At 35.4% G+C, this 21,666-nt stretch carries 20 protein-coding genes; 18 read left to right on the top strand and 2 right to left on the bottom strand.

All coding sequences use genetic code 11. The features are described 5' to 3' along the window. Positions 1–80 precede the first annotated feature (80 nt). Positions 81–1,160, bottom strand: a complete 1,080-nt coding sequence (locus tag AS161_RS04185) for a sugar-binding protein (protein WP_164541889.1) — start codon at positions 1,158–1,160, stop codon at positions 81–83. Positions 1,161–1,473: 313 nt separating this feature from the next. Between AS161_RS04185 and AS161_RS04190 the strand changes: the two genes are divergently transcribed. The 18 genes from AS161_RS04190 (at position 1,474) to purB (ending at position 21,164) form a co-directional block, all read left to right on the top strand. Further along, on the top strand, positions 1,474–2,838 hold the full coding sequence (locus AS161_RS04190) for a GlmL-related ornithine degradation protein (protein WP_041257241.1): 1,365 nt from the start codon (positions 1,474–1,476) through the stop codon (positions 2,836–2,838). A gap of 31 nt (positions 2,839–2,869) precedes the next feature. After that, positions 2,870–3,457, top strand: a complete 588-nt coding sequence (locus AS161_RS04195) for a DNA mismatch repair protein MutT (protein ID WP_011994790.1) — start codon at positions 2,870–2,872, stop codon at positions 3,455–3,457. Then, positions 3,412–4,230 carry a 4-(cytidine 5'-diphospho)-2-C-methyl-D-erythritol kinase gene (ispE, locus tag AS161_RS04200; protein ID WP_011994789.1) on the top strand — a complete coding sequence of 273 codons (819 nt, stop codon included), beginning with the start codon at positions 3,412–3,414 and terminating at the stop codon, positions 4,228–4,230. The genes AS161_RS04195 and ispE overlap by 46 nt, the downstream gene beginning before the upstream one ends. Beyond that, complete coding sequence (locus AS161_RS04205; RefSeq protein WP_206518764.1) at positions 4,211–6,577, top strand: ATP-binding protein; 2,367 nt, start codon at positions 4,211–4,213, stop codon at positions 6,575–6,577. The genes ispE and AS161_RS04205 overlap by 20 nt, the downstream gene beginning before the upstream one ends. Before the next feature lie 93 nt (positions 6,578–6,670). Next, positions 6,671–7,630 (top strand): 6-phosphofructokinase, encoded by a 960-nt coding sequence (gene pfkA / locus AS161_RS04210; RefSeq protein ID WP_164541890.1) that lies wholly within the window; start codon positions 6,671–6,673, stop codon positions 7,628–7,630. Positions 7,631–7,669: 39 nt separating this feature from the next. Next, entirely contained in the window at positions 7,670–8,977 is a 1,308-nt protein-coding gene (locus AS161_RS04215; RefSeq protein ID WP_164541891.1) for an amidohydrolase family protein, read from the top strand. A gap of 1 nt (position 8,978) precedes the next feature. Further along, positions 8,979–10,859 carry a tRNA uridine-5-carboxymethylaminomethyl(34) synthesis enzyme MnmG gene (gene mnmG / locus AS161_RS04220; RefSeq protein WP_164541892.1) on the top strand — a complete coding sequence of 627 codons (1,881 nt, stop codon included), beginning with the start codon at positions 8,979–8,981 and terminating at the stop codon, positions 10,857–10,859. Between the two features lie 118 nt (positions 10,860–10,977). Then, positions 10,978–11,775 carry a M23 family metallopeptidase gene (locus tag AS161_RS04225; RefSeq protein WP_164541893.1) on the top strand — a complete coding sequence of 266 codons (798 nt, stop codon included), beginning with the start codon at positions 10,978–10,980 and terminating at the stop codon, positions 11,773–11,775. Positions 11,776–11,824: 49 nt separating this feature from the next. Further along, positions 11,825–12,568, top strand: coding sequence for a 50S ribosomal protein L11 methyltransferase (locus AS161_RS04230; RefSeq protein ID WP_241241331.1), 744 nt, complete (start codon positions 11,825–11,827; stop codon positions 12,566–12,568). Beyond that, entirely contained in the window at positions 12,541–13,053 is a 513-nt protein-coding gene (locus AS161_RS04235) for a DUF501 domain-containing protein (protein ID WP_011994782.1), read from the top strand. The genes AS161_RS04230 and AS161_RS04235 overlap by 28 nt, the downstream gene beginning before the upstream one ends. After that, positions 13,043–14,338, top strand: coding sequence for an NYN domain-containing protein (locus AS161_RS04240; RefSeq protein ID WP_238374587.1), 1,296 nt, complete (start codon positions 13,043–13,045; stop codon positions 14,336–14,338). The genes AS161_RS04235 and AS161_RS04240 overlap by 11 nt, the downstream gene beginning before the upstream one ends. 30 nt (positions 14,339–14,368) lie before the next feature. Further along, positions 14,369–14,830, top strand: a complete 462-nt coding sequence (locus AS161_RS04245; RefSeq protein ID WP_011994780.1) for a 23S rRNA (pseudouridine(1915)-N(3))-methyltransferase RlmH — start codon at positions 14,369–14,371, stop codon at positions 14,828–14,830. Positions 14,831–14,907: 77 nt separating this feature from the next. Next, positions 14,908–15,195, top strand: coding sequence for a flagellar biosynthesis anti-sigma factor FlgM (gene flgM / locus AS161_RS04250; protein ID WP_011994779.1), 288 nt, complete (start codon positions 14,908–14,910; stop codon positions 15,193–15,195). Positions 15,196–15,198: 3 nt separating this feature from the next. After that, on the top strand, positions 15,199–15,684 hold the full coding sequence (locus AS161_RS04255; protein WP_011994778.1) for a hypothetical protein: 486 nt from the start codon (positions 15,199–15,201) through the stop codon (positions 15,682–15,684). 36 nt (positions 15,685–15,720) lie between these two features. Then, a complete protein-coding gene (gene flgK, locus AS161_RS04260) occupies positions 15,721–18,264 on the top strand; it encodes a flagellar hook-associated protein FlgK (protein WP_164541894.1) in 2,544 nt (847 codons plus the stop codon). A gap of 30 nt (positions 18,265–18,294) precedes the next feature. Beyond that, positions 18,295–19,188 (top strand): flagellar hook-associated protein FlgL, encoded by an 894-nt coding sequence (flgL, locus tag AS161_RS04265; RefSeq protein WP_011994776.1) that lies wholly within the window; start codon positions 18,295–18,297, stop codon positions 19,186–19,188. Between the two features lie 3 nt (positions 19,189–19,191). Continuing rightward, on the top strand, positions 19,192–19,863 hold the full coding sequence (locus AS161_RS04270; RefSeq protein WP_011994775.1) for a Rossmann-like fold-containing protein: 672 nt from the start codon (positions 19,192–19,194) through the stop codon (positions 19,861–19,863). Positions 19,864–19,868: 5 nt separating this feature from the next. Then, positions 19,869–21,164 carry an adenylosuccinate lyase gene (gene purB, locus AS161_RS04275; RefSeq protein WP_011994774.1) on the top strand — a complete coding sequence of 432 codons (1,296 nt, stop codon included), beginning with the start codon at positions 19,869–19,871 and terminating at the stop codon, positions 21,162–21,164. Positions 21,165–21,215: 51 nt separating this feature from the next. Here the strand turns inward: purB and AS161_RS04280 are convergent, their stop codons facing one another. Beyond that, positions 21,216–21,536 (bottom strand): hypothetical protein, encoded by a 321-nt coding sequence (locus AS161_RS04280; RefSeq protein WP_164541895.1) that lies wholly within the window; start codon positions 21,534–21,536, stop codon positions 21,216–21,218. Positions 21,537–21,666: the final 130 nt, after the last annotated feature.

Genomic DNA, 21,666 nt, shown 5'->3' on the forward strand with positions numbered 1-21,666 from the left:
GTTTCTTATTAAATTTCTGAGAACAAGGTGGCGGTGTTTCACGCCACCTTGCTCAAATTATGAATTATAGCAAATTTTTATTACCATTTGAAATCTGAAGATTTGTAGTACCCTGAATCGATAAGTATTTTCTTAACGTTGTCCTTTGTAACAACTTGAATTTCTGATTGGATTGCTGGTACTTTAATTTTTCCGTTGTCATATGTTGCTGTTGTTGTTGGTTTCTTACCTTCTAAGAGAAGTTGAGCAACTTTTATTGCGTCGCCAGCAAGTACTCTTGTATCTTTGAATACTGTCATCGATTGTTTTCCATCGATTATGTATTGTACTGATGCTTTTTCTGCGTCTTGACCCGTGATGTAATATGCCTTAACATCTTTATCTGTTCTGAAGGCATCGGCTATAGCCCTTGCTGTACCATCATTTGGTGCAAGAATGTAGACTGTTCCTTTATCCGTTGCTTTTGCTCTTGTAAGGTCATCCTCAGCTTTCTTCTTCGCAACGTTAAAGTCCCAGTTTGTTGTTACTTGACCTATAATTCTTGCCATTTCATCTCTCGTTAAATCTTTCTTATTTTTAACCTTTTCTGCTTCACTGGAGTTTATAATTCTAAAAGTACCCTTTGCAATTTCTGGTTGGAGAATTTCCCAAGCACCTTGGAAGAATAAGAATGAGTTGTTATCCGAAAGTGCCCCTGCGTAGAGATACAATGGATTATTCTTTGTCCCTGATTTTACATTTTGAACAAGGAATCTACCCATTGCTCTACCAACTTCAACACTATCAAATGTTACATAGTAATCGACTGCTGATGTGTTCATGATAAGTCTGTCATAAGAAATAACGTAGGCTCCTGATTTCTTTGCAAGTTCTGCCGATGCTGCTGCCGCAACCGCGTCGTGTGGACAAATAATTATAACTTTCGCACCTTTTGAAAGTAATGCTTCAACGTTTTCTCTTTCCTTAGCCGGTGAACCTTGGCTGAATAAAATTTCAACAGAGTACTTCGTGTTTTTCAAAAGTTCTCTAAACCTTGTTTCGTCTTGAATCCATCTTGGTTCGACGTTAGTTGGAAGAACTATACCAACATCAACTGCAAAGTTTAAAACCGCAGAAAGTAACAATACTGAAAGAATACCTAATAGCCAAAACTTTTTCATAACTTCTACCTCCCTGTTTTTAGTGTGGGTATATCACAATTTCGTTGTCAAAAATATACCATATAAAATCTGTGAAACAAAATACAGCATACCTGAAAATATTTCTTTCAGAAAGAAATAAATTATCCAAAATTAAATAAATCTTCAAATCTCTATTTTTTTCATGATTTTTCATAGTATTCAATATATTCATGGTATTTAAAACAACTACGATGATTTACTTTACGTAAAATTTCATTCGAAAAATTTGTTTATAAGGTGTATAATTGTATTGGATAAATTATTTAAAATCGTTAAAGAAAGGGAGATAGGTATGAAAACTGAGAAAGTTGATTTGCTATTTGCCGAAATAGGTTCAACAACAACTGTTTTAACAGCTTTCCATTTTGGAATTAAACCTAAAGTAATTGCACAAGCCGAACATTGGACAACTGTGAACGAAGGCGATGTAACAATAGGTATAGAAACTGCGTTGAAGAAGATGGAAGAGAAAATAGGTAGTAAAATTTCGTGGGAAAAATTTGCTGCAACAAGTAGTGCAGCTGGTGGGTTAAAGATGACCGTTCACGGTCTTGTGTACGATATGACTGTTCGGGCTGCACGTGAAGCTGCGCTTGGTGCTGGTGCGGTAATAAAGTACGTTACTGCCGGAAAGATGGACGATTTTCATTTGAAGAAAATTCTATCTATCCAACCAAAGCTCATCTTATTAGCCGGTGGCGTAGATTATGGTGAAAGCGAGACTGTGGTTCATAACGCAAAAATGCTTGCAAAACTTGATTTAGATGTTCCGATAATTTACGCAGGTAATGTTGCAGCAGCTGAGCATGTAGAGTATATATTATCAAGCGCCGGTAAGAAAGTTTACATCACAGAGAATGTTTACCCAAGGATAGATTACTTAAACGTTGAACCAACTAGGAACGTTATAAAAGAGGTCTTCGCAGAGCATATAATCAAAGCACCGGGAATGGAAAAAATAAAAGATATGGTCAATTACGAAATTATCCCAACCCCTGCAGCTGTTATGAAAACAACAGAACTTGCATACGAACATTTCGGTGATTGTTTAACAATAGATATCGGTGGGGCCACAACAGATGTCGATTCAGTCACAGAAGGTTCTCCAGAAATTCAGGAGATGATGATTTCACCTGAACCGTTTGCAAAAAGAACTGTTGAAGGTGATTTGGGCTTGTATGTAAACGCACATAACGTCATAGAAATGATGGGAGAAGAAAATTTGAGAAAGCAATTTGAAGATTATGATGAACTATTAAGTAGAATTAGTCCATATCCACAAGGTGACAGGGATGAATATTTTATAAGTAAACTTGCAACATTCTGCGTGCAACAAGGTATAAGAAGACACGCGGGAAGTAAAAAACATCTTTACACACCAACAGGAAGAAAAACAATAGCAGAAGGAAAAGATTTAACGGCAGTTAAATATGTCTTTGGTACTGGTGGATTTCTTTCAAGGTCAAAATATGCAAAAGAAGCCCTTGAAAGTATCAGACATCTTTCTAGGTTGCATCCAATGGAGCTACTTCCGTCAGAAAATATTAAATTATTTAGGGATGAAAGGTATATATTTGCCGCAATTGGTTTAATAGCAAGCAAAATAGACAAAGATATCGCTAAAGAATTGTTGATAAACGATGTAAAAGAATACTAAAAAGAATACTAATCTCATGGAGGTTGCAGTTATGGGAAATATGGATGAAAAAGTCTTAGTAATTAAAACGACTGATGTTGAGAGATTATGTGATGGAAAAACGGGAGTTGTCAAAGTACCAGAAGACGAATTTTTAAAGGTCTTAAAAAATGGTTTTTTCGTTGAGCGTTCAATTGCAGAATACGATGAATCCACAAGGCAAGTAATTCCATACATTGTTTTGAAAGAAAATGATGAATATATATTTTTTAAAAGAACAACTAATCAAACGGAAAAACGGCTCCATAACTTAATAACTTTGGGTGTTGGTGGTCATTTAAACGTGGAAGATTCAACTGACCCTGTAGAATGTTTGAAAAATGGTCTATGGAGAGAATTAAAGGAAGAAGTGAATGTTTCCGTGGAAAACATCGAATATATTGGATTGATAAATGAAATTGAAAATCCTGTAAGCCGTGTCCACGTTGGTGTTTTGTATATAGCGCATGTTAAATACCATGGTCTTGCCGAACCTGAGAATTTTATAGAAATTCGTTCGAGAAAACTATCCGATTACTTAGAGGAGATGGAAGGATGGGCGAAAGTTACCGCATTGTACTTAGAACATATGCAAAGTTAAATCTGTGCCTTGATGTTTTAGGAAAAAGGCAAGATGGATATCATGAGATAAATTCTCTTTTTCAAAACATTTCACTATTTGATGAGATGGATATAACGTTATCCGATGGCAAAGGTAAGTTATTAATTAACTCAAATGTTAATATAGGAAACAACATTCTCAATTCCGTATGGGAACTAGTAAATTGCGATAACAAAAATGTTTATGTAAATTTACAAAAAAATATTCCTATGGGTGGTGGACTTGGCGGAGGCAGTAGCAACGCAGCAGGTTTTATAATAGCACTTGAAAAAGTTGGAATAATATCAAAAGAGCAGTCACTAAAAATTGCACAAAAAGTTGGAAGTGACGTACCATTTTTCTTGTTTGGAGGTACAGCTATCGTTAAAGGAAGGGGAGAAGTTATTCTTCCAGTTGAGCCTTTGACAAATTTTGGTAAATTCAAAGTCGATTTGCACTTACCAAATTTTTCTATCTCTACAAAAGAAGCGTACAGTAAACTCAAAGCGGAATGGTTTGGAAAAGCACCAATTACACCAGAAGAATTGTACGATTTTTACAAAACACGAAATTTCGAAATGATTAAAAAAGGTACATATAATATCTTTGAGAGAGTAATACCAATGGACTTGCTTGAAAAAATCGAATCCTTGAGAAGAGATTTTCCAGCAGCACTTACGGGTTCTGGAAGTACTTATTTTGCTTTAAAAGAAGATGGGAAGTATTCTTTTGTTCCAAAGGGGGTCGAGATAAATGCCTTTGAGAAAAGTTAGAGTTGAAGAACTAGCTTTTGATAGCAATATGTTGGGAAACATAAATTCGACTGAGGACATAAAAGAAGTTCAGTCATTTATTGGTCGTGAGAAGGCAGTTAAAGCTCTAAGATTTGGACTTGATATGGAAAGAGAAGGTTACAATATCTTCGTTGTTGGACCTTCTGGAACAGGAAGAAAGACTTTCGTTAGGCATTTTGTAAATGAATATGCACAGAGAAAACCAGTTCCACCTGACGTAGCTTACGTTATGGATTTTGAAAATCCGATGAGAGCAAAAGTGATATTCTTACCATCAGGAAAAGGAATAGATTTAAAAAAGGATATGGAAAAACTTGTTGAAACACTCACTGAGAAGATAACAAAAATATTTGAAAGCGAAGATTATAAAGCAAGGCGGAGGGAAATAGATTACGATTTTGAGCAACAACAGGAAATATTCACCCAAGAATTGATGCAAAAAGCATCGGCTCTTGGATTTGCAATAAAAATAACATCAACAGGTATTAACTATTACCCTGTTAAAGATGGGAAGATATTAAAAGATGAAGAATTTGAAATATTAAGTGATAATGAAAAAAGATATTACCAAGAAAATGAAAAAAAGGTTGAACTCCTGATAGATGCAGCAATTGAAAATGTTCGAAAGCTTGAAATTAAATACAAAGAAAGGATAAGAGACTTAAACCGATACGCCCTATTATTTGCAACAGAGGAACTTTTTTCTAATATCGAAAAGAAATATCCATACAGTGATGTAATTGAATTTATCCATAGAATAAAAGAAGATATAATTGAAAAAGTTACTTCATCAAAGAAAATCCAAGATTTAGAATACTATTTCAAACGTGCATATTCAATTAACTTGATAGTCGATAACTCCGCTTTGAACTCAGCACCTGTCGTCTTTGAAGATACACCCACTTATCACAATCTTTTTGGAAAAATAGAATACATAGAACGAGATGGTATGTTATATACAGATTTTGGTCTTATAAAACCGGGAGCACTACACATTGCAAATGGTGGGTATATAATAATCGATGCTCAAGAACTTCTTGTTCATCCATTCGTTTGGGATAGACTGAAAAAGGTGCTCTTTTCGAAACAATTAGAAATAGAAAATATAGATACGGCATACGGCTATTCAGTTATCGCATCTCTGCAAACTGACCCTGTTCCGTTAAAATTAAAGGTCATTTTAATAGGTACTCCCGAAATTTACGAAATTCTATACGAATATGACCCAGATTTTGAAAAACTCTTTAAAGTAAAAGTGGAACTCGATTGGGAAATCGATACAACTGTAGAGAATGTTAAAGATTTACTTTCTTTTGTTGCAGATTATGTGAAATCAAAAGAAATATTGCCATTAAAGAAGAGCGCACTTGAGAAAACAGTTTGGTATTCGATGAGACTCTCAGGTGATAAAACAAAACTTTCGATGAGATTAGGTTCTATAATTGATTTGATAGAAGAAGCCAATTATTTTGCAAACGAAAGAAATTCCAAATATATAGACCATGAAGACGTAAAAAAAGCATTAAAAGAACGAGAAGAACGAATGAAATTAATTGTTGAAAAATACGACGAGATGTTTAAAAAGGAAGATATAATGATGGATGTCTCAGGTAGAGTCGTTGGCCAAGTAAATGGACTCACCGTTGTAAACTTTGGCGATTACGAATTTGGATTGCCTGTAAGGATAACCGCCAAAACGTACCTTGGTACGTCTGGAATATTAGACATACAAAGAGAAGCAGATTTAAGCGGGCAAATTCACAGTAAAGCGGTTATGATACTAACTGGTTACCTTGGAAGTAAGTATGCAAGAAAAGTCCCATTTTCTGTAGGGGTTTCCATATCCTTCGAACAAGTTTACAGTTATGTAGAAGGCGACAGTGCATCACTAGCCGAGGTTTTAGCGATAATTTCCGCACTTTCAAAAGTCCCATTAAAACAAAATATAGCAGTCACTGGTTCAATTAATCAACATGGTCACGTTCAACCTGTTGGCGGTACAACACAAAAAGTTGAAGGATTTTACAGAATTTGTAAACTCAAAGGTTTAACAGGAACACAGGGAGTTATAATTCCTAAGGCAAATGTTAGAAATCTTGTGCTCGATGATGAAGTGATTGAAGCTATAAGGGAAGGTAAATTCCACATATGGACAGTTGACGAAGTAGACGAAGCAATAGAAATTATGACAGACAAACCCGCAGGCGAGATGAATAAAAATTACGAATATCCACGCGGTACTGTGAACTACTACGTTGTGCAAACATTAAAACATTCACACAATCTTTCGGAAGGAAAAGAAAGAGTGAGAAAGAAAAAGAAATAGCAAGCGATAGTAGACTAATCCAATAAAACGTGTTATAATTCATTAATGGCGCTTATTTATTTGACTGAAGCTCAACTAAAGGAGGCGATTGACTTGAAGAGAATAGCTGTTATGACAAGTGGTGGAGATTCTCCCGGAATGAATGCCGCTATACGTGCAGTTGTTAGGTATGGTATTAAGCAAGGGCTTGAAGTTTATGGAATAAAAAGAGGTTACGCAGGTCTTTTAGACGAAGACATAGAAGAAATGACATTTGCTTCCGTTGGTGGCATCATGGAAAAAGGTGGAACGATTCTCAGATCGAGCAGATGCCCAGAATTCGTTAGAAAAGAAACGAGAGCAGAGGCTGCAAAGATTTTGAAAAAACACGGCATTGAAGGACTTGTCGTAATTGGCGGAGAAGGTAGTTTACATGGTGCTATGTTTCTTGAAGAAGAACAAAAAATCCCAGTTGTTGGTATCCCAGGAACTATCGACAACGATATCGCAATGACAGATATGAGTGTTGGTGTAGATACCTGTTTAAACACTGTTGTTGATGCCATTCAAAAACTTAAAGACACTGCAACATCGCATGAAAGAGCTTTCATTATAGAAGTTATGGGTAGACATTCTGGATATATAGCAACTGTTAGTGGTCTTGTCACAGGTGCAGAAGCGATTATTATACCAGAAGTACCTGTAAACTACGAGGAGTTAGGCAACAAACTTTTACAAGAAAGAGAAAGAGGCAAGATAAATTGTATTGTTGTGGTCGCTGAAGGTGCTGCAAGCGCTTACACAGTTGCAAGACATCTCGAGCACAGAATTGGCTATGAAACAAGAATAACGATCCTTGGACATATCCAGAGAGGTGGTTCTCCAACCGCGTTCGATAGATTATTAGCTTCAAGAATGGGAGTAGCCGCAGTCGATACCCTTATGAACGGAGAAAGTTACGTGATGACTGCTTTACAAGGTGGAAATATTGTTACCGTCAAACTCGACGAGGTTCTGAAAGAAAAGAAAAGATTGGATATGGACCTAGTAAAATTAGCTGGCTTGTTGTCTTAATATCTTTAAGTTAAGACTTTGCAAGCCAGGTGATGAAAAATGATAGTAAAAAATGGATTGGTTTGGAACGGGAGATCTTTTGAAAAAAAAGATTTATTTATACAAAATGGGCAATTCGTGAATGCTAATAATTACACGGAAGCTGGACCTGTGGTTGACGCCACAGGTCTGTTTGTCTTACCCGGTTTTGTTGACTCCCACGCACATATCATTGGCACAGGTATGAAGATTCTAACACATGATATGTCAAAAGAAAAAATAGAAGACATATTAAGCCCTAATGTCAAAGAAAATTTTATCATTGCACGTGGTTGGGAAGAGTTACCTGAAAATTATTATTTACAACTAGCAAATATTATTCAAAAACCTATAATATTAGTTCGAAAATGTGGTCATGTAGCTTGGATAAATAACTACCTCAAAAGTAAGTTAAATTACAAAGAGAATTTAATATACGAAAGTGCTATCGACCAAGTATGGAAATATTTTGGTGATGAGTTTTACGAAAATGCTTTCAGAATTGGTCAAAAAGAATTTCTGAAATATGGTGTAACACAAGTGCATTCGGATGATTTCCATGGAATATCTTTTGAATCTCTGAAAAAACTTTTGGAAAAAAGCCAGATAAGGGTTTTTGAAAAACTTTGTACAAACGAACCTTGGAAATACGAATTCGGAGAATTTGGAATGTCAAAAATCAAAGGAATAAAAATTTACGCAGATGGTTCACTTGGTGCCAGAACTGCTTATATGTTTCAACCATACGTTGATACTAATGATTTTGGTCTATTCACTGTACCTGAAAACTTTGACGAGATTATAAATTACGCTGAAAAAAATAACTTACAATTGAACATACACACCATTGGTGACAAGGCTTTAAACAAAATAATTATGATTTTGGAAAAGCACAACGTTAAACAAAAACACAGACTCATACATCTTCAATTTGTAAAAATGGACGATTTCGGGAAATTGAAAAATTTTTATCTATCTGTCCAACCACACTTTTATTACGAAGATTTAGGTATACTAATATACGTTCGTTACGAATTGGCGTATCCGTTCTTAAAAATGTACCAATCTGGCTACGATATCGCGTTTTCAACAGATTCGCCTGTTTCACCGGTTGATCCAAGGTATGTTCTGGAAAGTGCATTGAAAATGGGCTTTTCAAAACCAGATGCGATAAAACTTTACACCGAAAGCGGAGCTAGGATGGCTGATATAAAAGCTGGAAAAATAGAAGAGGGATATTTAGCCGATTTTTGTTTATACGAAGGTGATCCATTTACTAATTTACCGGTATCCGTCTTCATTGGAGGTAAAGAGATAAAGGAGGAGTAATATGAATTTTTTCACGCGGCCGGATGATGATTATAGATTTGACGTAATAGTTGTTGGCGGTGGACATGCAGGTATAGAGGCTGCTTTTGCAAGCGCACGCATGGGATTTAAAACACTGCTTATAACAGGTAATCCAGACAACATTGGATGGGCATCTTGTAACCCAGCCATTGGTGGGTCAGCTAAAGGTATTGTCGTTCGCGAAATAGACGCACTTGGTGGAGAAATGGCAAAGACTACTGATGAAACAATGATAAATGTAAGAATGCTAAATACAAGCAAAGGACCCGCTGTGCAAGCACTCAGAGCTCAAATCGATAAATATTCTTACTCAAGAACCATGAAAAGAAAATTGGAAGAACAAGAAAATTTATTAATAAGATACGGAATTGTTGAGGAAATACTTGTTGAAAATGGTAAGGTGAAAGGTGTTGTCGATAGCTTCGGGATAGATTATATGGCTAAAGCTGTCATATTAACGACTGGTACTTTTCTTAGGGGAAAGATATTCATCGGTCGAGTGACAATGGAAGCTGGACGAATGGGGGACTTTTCGGCACGCGGCTTGACGAATTCTTTGATTAAACTTGGATTTACGGTTGGAAGATTTAAAACAGGCACGCCTGCTCGTGTGCTTAAGAAGAGTATAGATTTTTCAAAAATGGTAAGACAAGATACTGACGATAAACCGTGGGCATTTTCTCATTTCAATGAGCCTAAAGTATTAGAAAAAGACTATCCTTGCTGGCTAACCCACACTACACCTGAATCTCACAAGATAATAAGAGACTATTTAATCTTTTCCCCGTTATACGGTGAAGTAAAACTCATACAGGCAAAAGGGCCAAGATATTGTCCTTCGATAGAAGATAAAGTTGTAAAATTTGAGCGGGAAAGTCATCAAATATTTGTCGAACCAGAAGGTAAAGACACTCAAGAATACTACCTTAACGGATTATCCACAAGTTTACCATATGCAGCCCAAATAAAGATGCTCAGAACAATCCCGGGCTTAGAAAATGTTAAAATCGTAAGACCGGCATACGCAGTTGAGTATGATTACATCGACCCAACTCAACTTTACCCTACTCTCGAATCAAAAATTGTTGAAAATCTTTATTTTGCAGGGCAAATCAATGGAACAAGCGGATACGAAGAAGCGGCAGCACAAGGATTAATAGCAGGAATAAATGCGGGATTAAAATTAAGAGGTGAAAAGCCTATTGTTCTAAAGCGCTCAGAAAGTTATATCGGAGTAATGATAGATGACTTAGTCACAAAGGGAGTAGATGAGCCTTACAGATTACTCTCTTCCAGAGCAGAATATAGATTGCTATTAAGACATGACAACGCGCATTTAAGACTTGCAAAATACGGCTACCAAGTTGGGCTGATTCCAAGATGGTTCTATGACAAAATTATAAACTTAGAAAATAACATCAAATACCATATCGAAAGACTCGAAAACGTAAAAGTACCAGCATCATCCAGTGTAAATGAATTACTACAGTCTTTGGGGACAACACCATTAACAGAAGGTACAAGGCTTGCAAAATTACTTAGACGTCCGGAAGTTAGTTACAACGCTTTGAAACATTTAGATCCTGAACCAATAAGCGATACGGATGTAATTGAACAAATAGAAATACAACTAAAGTACGAAGGTTATATAAACTCCATGCTAGAGCAAGTTCAGATATTTGAGGAATACGAAAATTTACCTATTGTTAACGTAATTTTTTCAGAAGTGCCTAATCTATCAACAGAAGCGCGCGAAAAGCTTGAAAAAATCAAGCCTTTATCCATAGGTCAAGCTTCAAGGATACCCGGAGTAACCCCGGCTGATATTCTTGCATTATTGACTTATATCAAGAAAAAATAAGGATTTCGACAACTTTTCTTCATTTTTTACAAGATTAAGCCTTGATTTTGACAAAGAAAATTTTTATGGTAAAATATAACAGGATTTTTTGTAACAAATAAACTAAGGGGTGGGAGAAATGCGAAAAATAGTAGTTTTAGCGCTGATATCAATAGTAGCAACAATCTTTCCTTTCTACATAAACTATCAAGTTCAGAAGGGGGATACTCTTTATAGTATTTCAAAGGGGTTTGGTATACCAATTCCTATACTTCTTGATTGGAATACAGGGTTAGCGCCATCAAATTTAAAGGCTGGGAGTTCAATTAAAGTACCTGTTGTCCCAGGTATAATGTTCAAAAGTTCTAAGAGTATCAGTTTATCGGAACTTGCTAAGTATTTTTTCATTGACCCTGAGGAGATAGTTGCAGTTAATCCTTCTATTGGCTCAACAATATCAGCAAATAAAGAAGTTTTTGTGCCATTGGGGAAAACAAATACATCTTTTGCTCAAATATCTGATTTCATATGGCCCGTTTATGGAAAAATAACTTCAGAATTTGGTTGGAGAATACATCCAATATACGGTAAGAACCTTTTCCATACAGGAATAGACATTTCCGTACCAACTGGAACTCCGGTCTTTGCTTCAAGGTCTGGCGTTGTAAAATATGCAGGTTGGATGAGCGGTTATGGTAATCTAATAATAATTGATCATGGAAGTTTTGAAACGTATTATGCGCACCTTTCAAAGATAAACGTTTATGTTGGATTACAAGTTGAGAAAGGCGACTTCATTGCAAGGTCTGGAAGCACGGGTACATCAACAGGTCCACATCTGCACTTTGAAGTTAGAAAATATGGAGAAACAAATGACCCTGTCGCATATCTTCCAAGAACAACAATATATGTTATGAGGAGGGTTATATCTGAATAAAAGTTTTAAAGAGTGGGTATTCAATATAAAGGATGAACAGTTAGAAATTGTGGATGATTTACTTTATGGAGAATACGATTATTACATAATAGATAGCAGCGAGGGAAAATTCCTCGCTGTTGTTTCACCATATATGGACGATTTAAGTTCATTGAAAAATCAGTTACTAGAACTTGGTTTATCTTTTGTTGGTATACGTGAGAGTAAACCAGAAGACTGGTTGAAAAATATAATTACAGAGCCTTTTGAGATGATTGAAGATGTTTGGATTGACCCTTTAGAACACGATTTATCTCATCTTAAAGATAAAATTGTTCTGCGCATCCCTCAAGGACTCGCATTTGGAACAGGTCTTCACCAAACGACAAAAATGTCAGCGATGTACTTAAAGAGATACCTGAAACCCGGTATGGATGTCCTAGACCTTGGCTGTGGTAGCGGAATATTAGGCATACTCGCAAAAAAACTTGGTGCAAATAGGGTTTTAGCTGTTGACAACGACCCGTTAGCTGTCGAGGTTGCGATGGAAAATGCAGAAAGAAATAAAGTAGACATAGAAGTTAGGCTCTCTGACCTATTTTCTAATGTTGACGGAAAATTCGATATAATTGTATCTAATATAATCGCCGAAATACTTGTAGAAATGTTGAAAAATGCAGGAAATTACCTTAAGGAAGGCGGTATATTGATTCTTTCTGGAATAATTTTACCAAAAGTGAATTTATTTGACCAATATAACGTTATAGAAAAAATGGTGATGGACGAGTGGAACGCATTAGTGATAAAGATTTAAAAGTTATCCAAAAGCAACTTGGAAGAGAAATTAACAATGTTATAGCCGTTTGCAAGTACTGTTCTTACGGATTTCCGGTTGTTATTTTAAGCTATCCTATCAGAAATGGTACACCTTTCCCAACAATTCATTACCTCACTTGCCCACATTTAGTAAAAGAAGTCTCGCGCCTTGAAGAAAAAGGCTATATCTCTAAATTTGAAATTAAAATAAAAGAAGATTCTGAGTTTTCAAGGGCATATGAAAATGCCCATTTTAGTGTTATTCAAAAACGTCTTAACTTACTCATGGAAGAAGATAAAAAGTGGGCAAAACATCTTGAAAGTGTGGGAACGGGTGGTATAAAAGATTTTAAAAATGTGAAATGCCTTCACTTGCATCTTGCAGATTATCTTGCCGGTATCGAAAATCCAATAGGTAAAGAAGTTTACGATTTAATTGAAAAAAAAGAGTGTGATACGGGGGGATGTGGTGGTGAAGTATGAAAATCATGAGAATAATATCTTCATTATGTTCGACTTTCAAAATCAACCCGTAGACGTCCAACTTGTTTATAACGAAGCCCAAAAATACGGTCGAATTGTCGGTGGAAAAGCTTACGGTTCATGGTCTAAGCATAAGATGCCTTCGTTTGTATTATACAACTACGGAATTGAATTAATAGAAATTCCTGAAGCAGAGTTCTTGCCAAATAAGAAAGGTAACGATATAAGGCTTGCAGTTGATTGCGTTGAAATAGCTCTACATAATAACGTAATAGACACCTTTTTTCTTGTAACAGGAGATGCGGATTTTACCGCTTTGGTGTATAAGCTTAAATCTTATGGAAAAAAAGTAATCGCATTGGCACGGACAAAGTCAGCAAGTTATGAGTTAGTATCAGCTGTTGATTTATTTATACCATACGAAGATATCGTAAAAAACGAAAAACTTGCCGATCCAATAGATAGGATTTCTGAAGAATTAGAGATTTTTCTAAAAAGGTCCGGAAAAGACTTCACATTGGAAAACCTTTCAAGGTTTTTATCTTCTTTCAATATAAATCCCAATAAATACGGCGTAAACTCATTACATGAACTTGGAGAAATAATATATGAAAGAAAAGTCCAAAGACCAGAACGGTTAAAAAACTTAAAAATAGATTTGATAAAAGCTATAATATTTGAAAACTTGCGTGAAGAGAGCCTATTTGAATTTGCTCAATCACATAATTTTGACATTAGCGATGTAAAAACCGCAATTGACTCTTTGATTCATGACAATGTTATCTATATAAAAGATAGAACTTTTGAAATAAATAGAAACAAAAGTTTCTTTTCCACAATACTTGATAAGTACCCAATCGTATATACTCATCTTGTTGAATTCATTGAAAAAACATACAAAGCGTTTAACTCAGGAAAAGTAAAAGCCTTAAATCAATTATTACAGTCTGAATTTAAAATCCCAACCTCAGAATTTAAAACATACCTTGAAGCAATTAAAAGAAGCGGTTGTCTTAAAGGTATAGATGATAGTGATTACATATCTTATTCAACTCCTTCAAAAATTGTTACGGATCTAGAAACTCTTAAATTTTCAACTTTCGCTTATTATCTAAAGAGAATTCTCGCTATAACATTCATATTTAAAGAGGAATTAGAATACATAAAGGAACTTGTTTTCTCAAATGATGAAAACTTGTTTAATAAATGTTTGGAAAAATTAATTTCGAACGGTGAAATAACAGAAATTGGAGGAGTTTACTTTTATACACCTGTCAATGGATAAATAATTAGTTAAAAATGAAGGTGATAAAAATTGAAGATAGAATTAATTGTTCCTGGCAAATTATCCAAACACTTGCAACCAGCATTTGATTACTATGTTGAAAAATTAAATCGCTTTGCAAAAATTAGTGTTCATTTTGTTGAGCTTGGTGGAGATTTAAATACGGAAGATGAAAAAACTATTCTAAAAAAAGAGGCAGAACACATTAAAAAAAGATTGAAAGATAGAAAATTCATATTGCTCGATTTATGGGGGAAAGAATTAACAAGTATTGAGTACGCAAGATTTCTGGAAAATACCATAAATAAATTGTCAGAAATTGTTTTTGTGATAGGTGGACCTTTAGGTATCGACGATTCACTTAGAGAAAATGCATTGGCAAAAATATCACTCTCAAAAATGACATTCACGCACGAAATGTGCGTGATTCTATTTTTGGAACAAACTTTTAGAGCTTTTAAAATACTGAAAAATGAAAAATATCATTATTAATTCAACTATTTTAAATTTTAGCAATCGAAAAAATAGACGATAATTATGTATGAAAAAAACAGAAAGGAGGAAAAGGTATGATAGACAAAATCAATAAGCTCAACCAATTGCTTGGAAATCAAAATATCCAAGAAACGAAGAAAATAGGAAAGGAAGAGAAGAATGTAGAAAAATCAAAAGTGGAGACTCAAAAATCGGACTCTTTGGTTATAGAAGAAGGTAAAAAAGTTGCAGAATATATTGAAATGGCAAAGAATTACCCGGAAGTTCGAAGCGAACTTGTTCAGCAGATAAAACAGGCTATTGAGAATGGCACTTTCGTTGTTGATGCGGAGAAGATAGCTAAAAAAATCTTGGAGGGATGATTTTTGCTTAAAGAAAACCTCAAAAAGCAAATAACAGTTTTGGATGAAATGATTCAAGCTTTCAAAGGGCTTGAGGGTTCTGTGGTATCAAAAAACCTCGAACAAATTTCACAGTATGCTGTGACAATAGAAGAAAAAAGTTTAGAATTATTAAAAATTGAAGAAGAAAGAGAAAAGATACTTAATGAGTATAAAGTCAAAACTGTAAGAGAATACTTGGAAAAAGATGATACTCCGGAAAAACCGGAGATTGCTTTTCTTTCCGCAGAGATTGTTGAGAAGCTCAACGAATTGACAATTGTAATGGATGGAATAAGACAGATTATTGAATTCGAAAATCAATACGCTGGGCTTCTCAACAATCTTATTAAGGGCGTCCAAGCCCCAACTTACAATTTTTCGAAAAATTCGCAAAGTTCTCAGGAGAAAAATTATGCTAAGAATTATACTCAGATGGAAAGTCAATCAAGATACGATAAATTAAAGTGAGAAATATAACTTGGAGCAAGTAAGTGAGGTGCGAAAATGCCAGATATTAGCCTCTTTGGAACATTAAATACTGGATTATTAGGTGTTTACGCGAGTAAACTTGCGATGAATGTCGTTGCTCATAATATAGCTAACGCGAATACTCCAGGCTTTTCAAGGCAAAGACCGGAATTACTTACAATGCCTCCAATCCCTATAACCTCACTTACTCAACCTGCAGTACCACTTCAAATAGGAACTGGAGTATATGTCAGAGATATCAAAAGAGTAAGAGATGCGTTCTTAGATATTCAGTACCGCCAAACAAATAACAAATACAATTACTGGGATACAATCACTTCAAACCTTCATTTCGTTGAACAGCTCTTCGCAGAACCATCAGAAGCTGGTATACGTTACTTATTTGACTCTTTTTGGTCAGGTATCGAAGAGGTTATAACCGATCCAACGAATACTGCCGCCAAAAGAGGATTAGTTAGCAGAACCGAAGAACTTGTACAGCATATGCAAGACTTATACACAAGACTTGAACAGCTAAGAACAGATATAGACAATGAAATTGCACAAAGAACCCAACAAATAAATGCAATGGTCAAAAGACTAGCCGATATAAATGCAAAAGTAAGAACTGCTGTTAGTCTTAAATATACACCGAATGATTTACTTGACGAAAGAGATAGGATATTAGATGAATTATCAGACCTTGCTGATATTTACTATTACGAAGATGCAGCAGGTCAAATCACTTTACGTTTGGGAAATCAAATTGTGCTAACAGGTCAGGATGTTGTTGATCTCAGAGCCCTTGAAAGACCGTTTGGAAAAGGATTCAAAGAAATATTTGCAGGTAATTCTATAGTCTCAATAAACGACGGAAAGTTAAAAAGTTTGTTTGACTTGAGAGACGAAGTACTTGTTAGGTACATGAATAGGTTAGATGAATTTGCCCTTTCGCTTTCAGATGAGTTCAATCTCATTCATCAAGACGGTTTCAATGGAGATGGAAGTGTTACCGGTTTAAAATTCTTTAACGACATTGAAGCGGAAAGAATTAAGGATTCAGTTCTTTATAGGCTTGCCGGCGCGAAGCGCGTTGAAAATGGTCCGATAAACAGGATATCCGGAATGAGCGACAGAATAGAGATTTCCGATATAACCACAAAACCATTCATAGAAAAGGGAGCAATTGTATTTTTCAACGGTACTGACAAAGTATTTTCTGCAAACGTTAACCCATACGATAATGTTGAAGATTTCCAAAACACTCTCTCTACAATCACAGATAGATGGTTCGATTTGAAAATCGGCGCGCACGGTGACGGTGGTTATAGATTGTATTTCGAATCATCTGAAAATTTAAGAAACACGTTGGCACTGGATTTCAATGGTAATATGTTCAACACAATGGGATTTGCAACTAAAAATATTGATGTGTTTACTATAGATAGAAGAGATTTTAAAGTTATGCCTGGGCAGTACAAAGTATCAATTAATGGTACAGAAGAAGTAATTAACATTACAAATAGCACTACACTTGAAGACCTTGCCACACAATTAAATACACATTTTGGTTCACATATAACCGCCTATGTCCATGAAGATAAGTTGCTTATACTACCAACCAAATCCAACGAATTTAACATCAAGAACTTAAAAATATCAGATTCCGGAGGATTGTTCACCCAATCAAATCTCCATATCGAAACGTACAAAGCACTCGATACAGGCAAAGAAACGCTTGAAAATATACTTCAAAGAAGCGAAGCCTTCTCAATAAGAATAGGTGCGACTGAGATAAGAATCGATCCGACAAAAATGACTATAAGAGATCTTGCCGATAAAATAAATGAAGCAAATACAGGTATAATTGCTGAAGTCACGCCACACAGTAAATTTGTTTTAAGAGGTTCACGTTCGTTAGGCTTCGAACTAAAAAAAGTTATTCAAGGTCCAGAAGCGCTTTGGACAGCTCTTGGCTTTATTGATCCAGACGGTAATCCACTAAACGATTGGGATGAAGGATTTGTGTTCGTGAATCCTTTCGAAAAACCTGAAGACCAAAGGATAAGGTATATAAAAGCCGACGCGCTCTTTATAGACAAACAATTACCAAAGGAACCTTACAGATTTGTCGAAAAATTAAAGGTTAATTCAACTATTCAAAGCAACCCTGAAACTATCGCTGTTGATATAGGTTACACAGAAGAGAACCCAAATTGGGATGCGAAAGTATTTAAACCTTCTGGAAGAGCTAACACAAAGATAGTTGAGATGCTCTCAGCGTTAAGAAACAAAAAATTACTAAATGACGGATTGGAATCTTTCAACGAATACCTTGGCAGTGTCGTTGCAGAACTGGGTGTTGAAAGTGAAACAGCTATGAAGATAAAGAGCAATACAGACTTGATGAAAAAAGAAATTGATGGAGAACGGGAACGCGTTAAAGGGGTTTCACTCGATGAAGAAATGGCAAATATGATTAAATACCAACAAGCATTCAACGCAGCGGCACGTGTGATGACAGCTGTAGATGACATGATATCAAGAGTTATAGATAAACTCGGACTTGTTGGAAGATAATCGAGAGATTAATAAAAAGGAGGGGCACAAATGCGTATAACAAACAATATGATTAATGAAAGATCGCTTTTTAATATACAACAAAGTTTATACAGAATTGCTCGGATGCATGATAAGTTATCTTCCGGAAAAGAAGTTCAATATCCAAGCGATGACGCAGTTATCGCAACACGAGCTTCAAATATATCAAGCAGGCTCAGAGAACTTGAACAATTCAAAAGGAATGTCGATCATATAAACAACTTTGTCCAATCTTACGATACCACTCTACAAGAATTGTCAGACTTATATCACCGTGTTCGTGAATTGATGGTAAGAGGTGCAAATGGGACAAATACAGTAGATGAAAGAAACGCAATTGCTGCTGAGTTAAAAGCCATTAAAGAACATTTGATAGAAGTATCAAATACACGTGTTGGTGATGAGTTCATATTCGGCGGCGCAAGATCCGAGTTAAAACCTGTAGACGAAAATGGAAATATAGTAACACCTATTGAAGCAAATGTTCGAAGAAAAGCAAACGTGTTAGGATACAGTATAACTTACGGTGTAACTGTATACGACGTATTCACATTGAATAATGGAAAGACTGTTTTTTCAACAATCGATGATGCAATTCAAGCTTTGCAAGAAGGTGACGAAAAAAAGCTTTCAAATATTTCTCTGAAAGAAATAGATATTTTGGAAAAATCCGTTATGGAACACTTCGCAAACGTCGGTTCCACATCAAGAATGGCGGAAATGGTTTCATCAAGAATAGAGGATTTAAAATTGTTTAACACCGAATATCTTTCCAAAGAACAAGATGCTGATTTAACAAAAGTGTTGACAGATCTATCAATGCAACAATCCGTTCTTGAAGCTGCGCTTAAGTCTGCCGCTATGGCTATCCAAAAATCATTAGTTGACTTTGTGGGTGGATAATAAATGAACATTAAACAACCAGAAAAATTCTCAGCAGAAATTCTAAGAAATATTAAAACAATCGATATACCTTCACATAAGCCGACGCATGCGTCGGCTTTTTTAGTTTGGTATTCAAAACCAACAAGTGATATAAAAAACGTAATCGAATTGGGAAGCGGAACAGGGATAGTTGCATTTGCATTAGCCAAGCTGTATAATCTTTATGTAACCGGAATAGAAATCCAACATGAATTGTACGAATTGGCAATTGAAGGTATCCATGTAAATAATCTTGAAGATAAAGTTAAATTCCTTCACTGTGATGTTAGAGATGTGGAAAATTATTTCAAAGCCGAAAGCTTTGACATGGTCGTTTCAAACTTCCCCTTTCATGTTGGTAAAAAGAGTCCTGATAAAATTAGAAATATGTCTCGAAGTGCTGGCTTAGAACTGATTAATGACTTTATCAAATCATCATCATACCTTCTTAGAAATAAAGGCACTTTTGTATTCGTTATGTCACCTAAGTTACTTGTGCCTGTTATCAATATTCTATCAGAGCACAAATTGATAGTTCAAAGGATGTGTTTTTTCCACGGTACACTTGAAAAAAATGCGAAATTAGTGGCAATTAGAGGAAAGAAAAATGGTGGGTACGAGGTGATAATTGATCCACCACAGTGGGGGGTGTAGTTGAAATGGTAGAAAGATACGCACTTGAACCTTTGAAAAGCTTATGGACATTGAAGACACAGTACGAAAGATGGTTAGAAGTAGAGCTTGCTGTTGTGGAAGCTTACGAAGAAAAAAACATCGCTCCAAAAGGTACCGCTCAAAAGATAAGAGAAAGTGCATCCATCGATGTAGACGATATTCTTGAAACAGAAAAGATAGTTGACCATGATGTTATAGCGTTTATCAAGTCTGTTACGAAAAATATGGGTGATGAGGCAAGATATTTTCACTATGGATTAACTTCATCTGATATCGTAGATACAGCAAATTCACTGGCGTTAGTTCGATGTTTAGATACAATTATAAATTCCTGTGAAAAATTAGGCGAATCGTTGTATAAAAAGGCCATTGAGTACAAAAAACTTCCAACGATTGGTAGAACACATGGAGTACACGCAGAACCGACATCGTTTGGTTTAAAATTTCTTTCTTGGTATGCTGAATTGACAAGAAATATAGAAAGACTAAAATACGTTAAAGAAGAAATAGCAGTTGGAAAATTAAGCGGTGCCGTTGGAAACTATGCGAATATAGACCCTGAAATCGAAAAAATAGCACTCCAAAAACTTGGCTTAAAACCTACGCCAGTAGCCACACAAGTTATATCCAGAGATTATATAGCACACATGCTCTCTGTATTTGCTGTATTAGCAGGTTTGATTGAGAGAATAGCGATAGAAATAAGGCATCTACAGAAAACTGAAGTACTTGAGGCAATGGAACCATTCAAAGAAGGACAAAGAGGATCATCGGCGATGCCACATAAAAAAAACCCAATTCTGTGCGAAAGACTAACAGGTATGGCAAGATTAATAAGAAGTTATGCGCAGGTTGGTTTCGAAAATATGGCTCTTTGGCATGAAAGAGATATTTCTCATTCATCAGCTGAGAGATACATACTTCCAGATTCAACTATGACAATATATTATATGATAGAAAAAACAAGACACATAATTGAAAACATAAAAATTTTCGACAAGAATATCGTAAAAAACATAGATATAACCAACGGTTTAGTTTACTCACAAAGAGTAATGCTCGCGCTTGTAGATGTTGGAATGAGTAGAGAAGAAGCCTATACAATAGTTCAAAAATATGCATTAGAATGTTGGGAAACAGGTAAAAGTTTCAAGGAAATGTTGAAAAAAGATGAGAACATTTCTAAATTGTTAGCAGACAAAATTGATGAAATATTCAAACCAGATTACTATTTAAGAAATATTGAAGAAATTTATAAACGATTCGGAAGACAAGAATAAAAAATGCGGGCTGAACGCCCGCATATTTTTTCCGTTATGAACAAATAAAAATTAGTATGTTGCTTCTGTTGCTTCTTCTGTTGTTGTTTCTTCTGTTGGCATTTCTTCTGTTGTTGTTTCTTCTGTTGGCATTTCTTCTGTTGTTGTTTCTTCTTCTGTTGTTACTTCTTCAGCTGGCATTTCTTCTGTTGTTGTTTCTTCTGTTGTTACTTCTTCTGTTGTTGTTTCTTCTGTTGTTACTTCTTCTGTTGTTGTTGCTTCTTCTGTTGTTGCAGCTGCTTTACTCTTGTTTGCTGCTACTGCCCAAATGATAGCTACAACGATAATAGCGATAACTATAAGTGTTACTGTCAAACCTTTTTTGGATGCCATAGCTCCAACCTCCCTGTAAGTGTAATTGAGTTGCACGATTTTATTTTTTAACTTCTTTCGCCTTTATTATATCATTTGCTGTGTTACTTTCAATGGTCTATTAGTGAAAATTGTTTGTTACATTAAAATT

The sequence above is a fragment of the Fervidobacterium sp. 2310opik-2 genome (genome assembly GCF_011057735.1).
Lineage (GTDB): Bacteria > Thermotogota > Thermotogae > Thermotogales > Fervidobacteriaceae > Fervidobacterium > Fervidobacterium nodosum.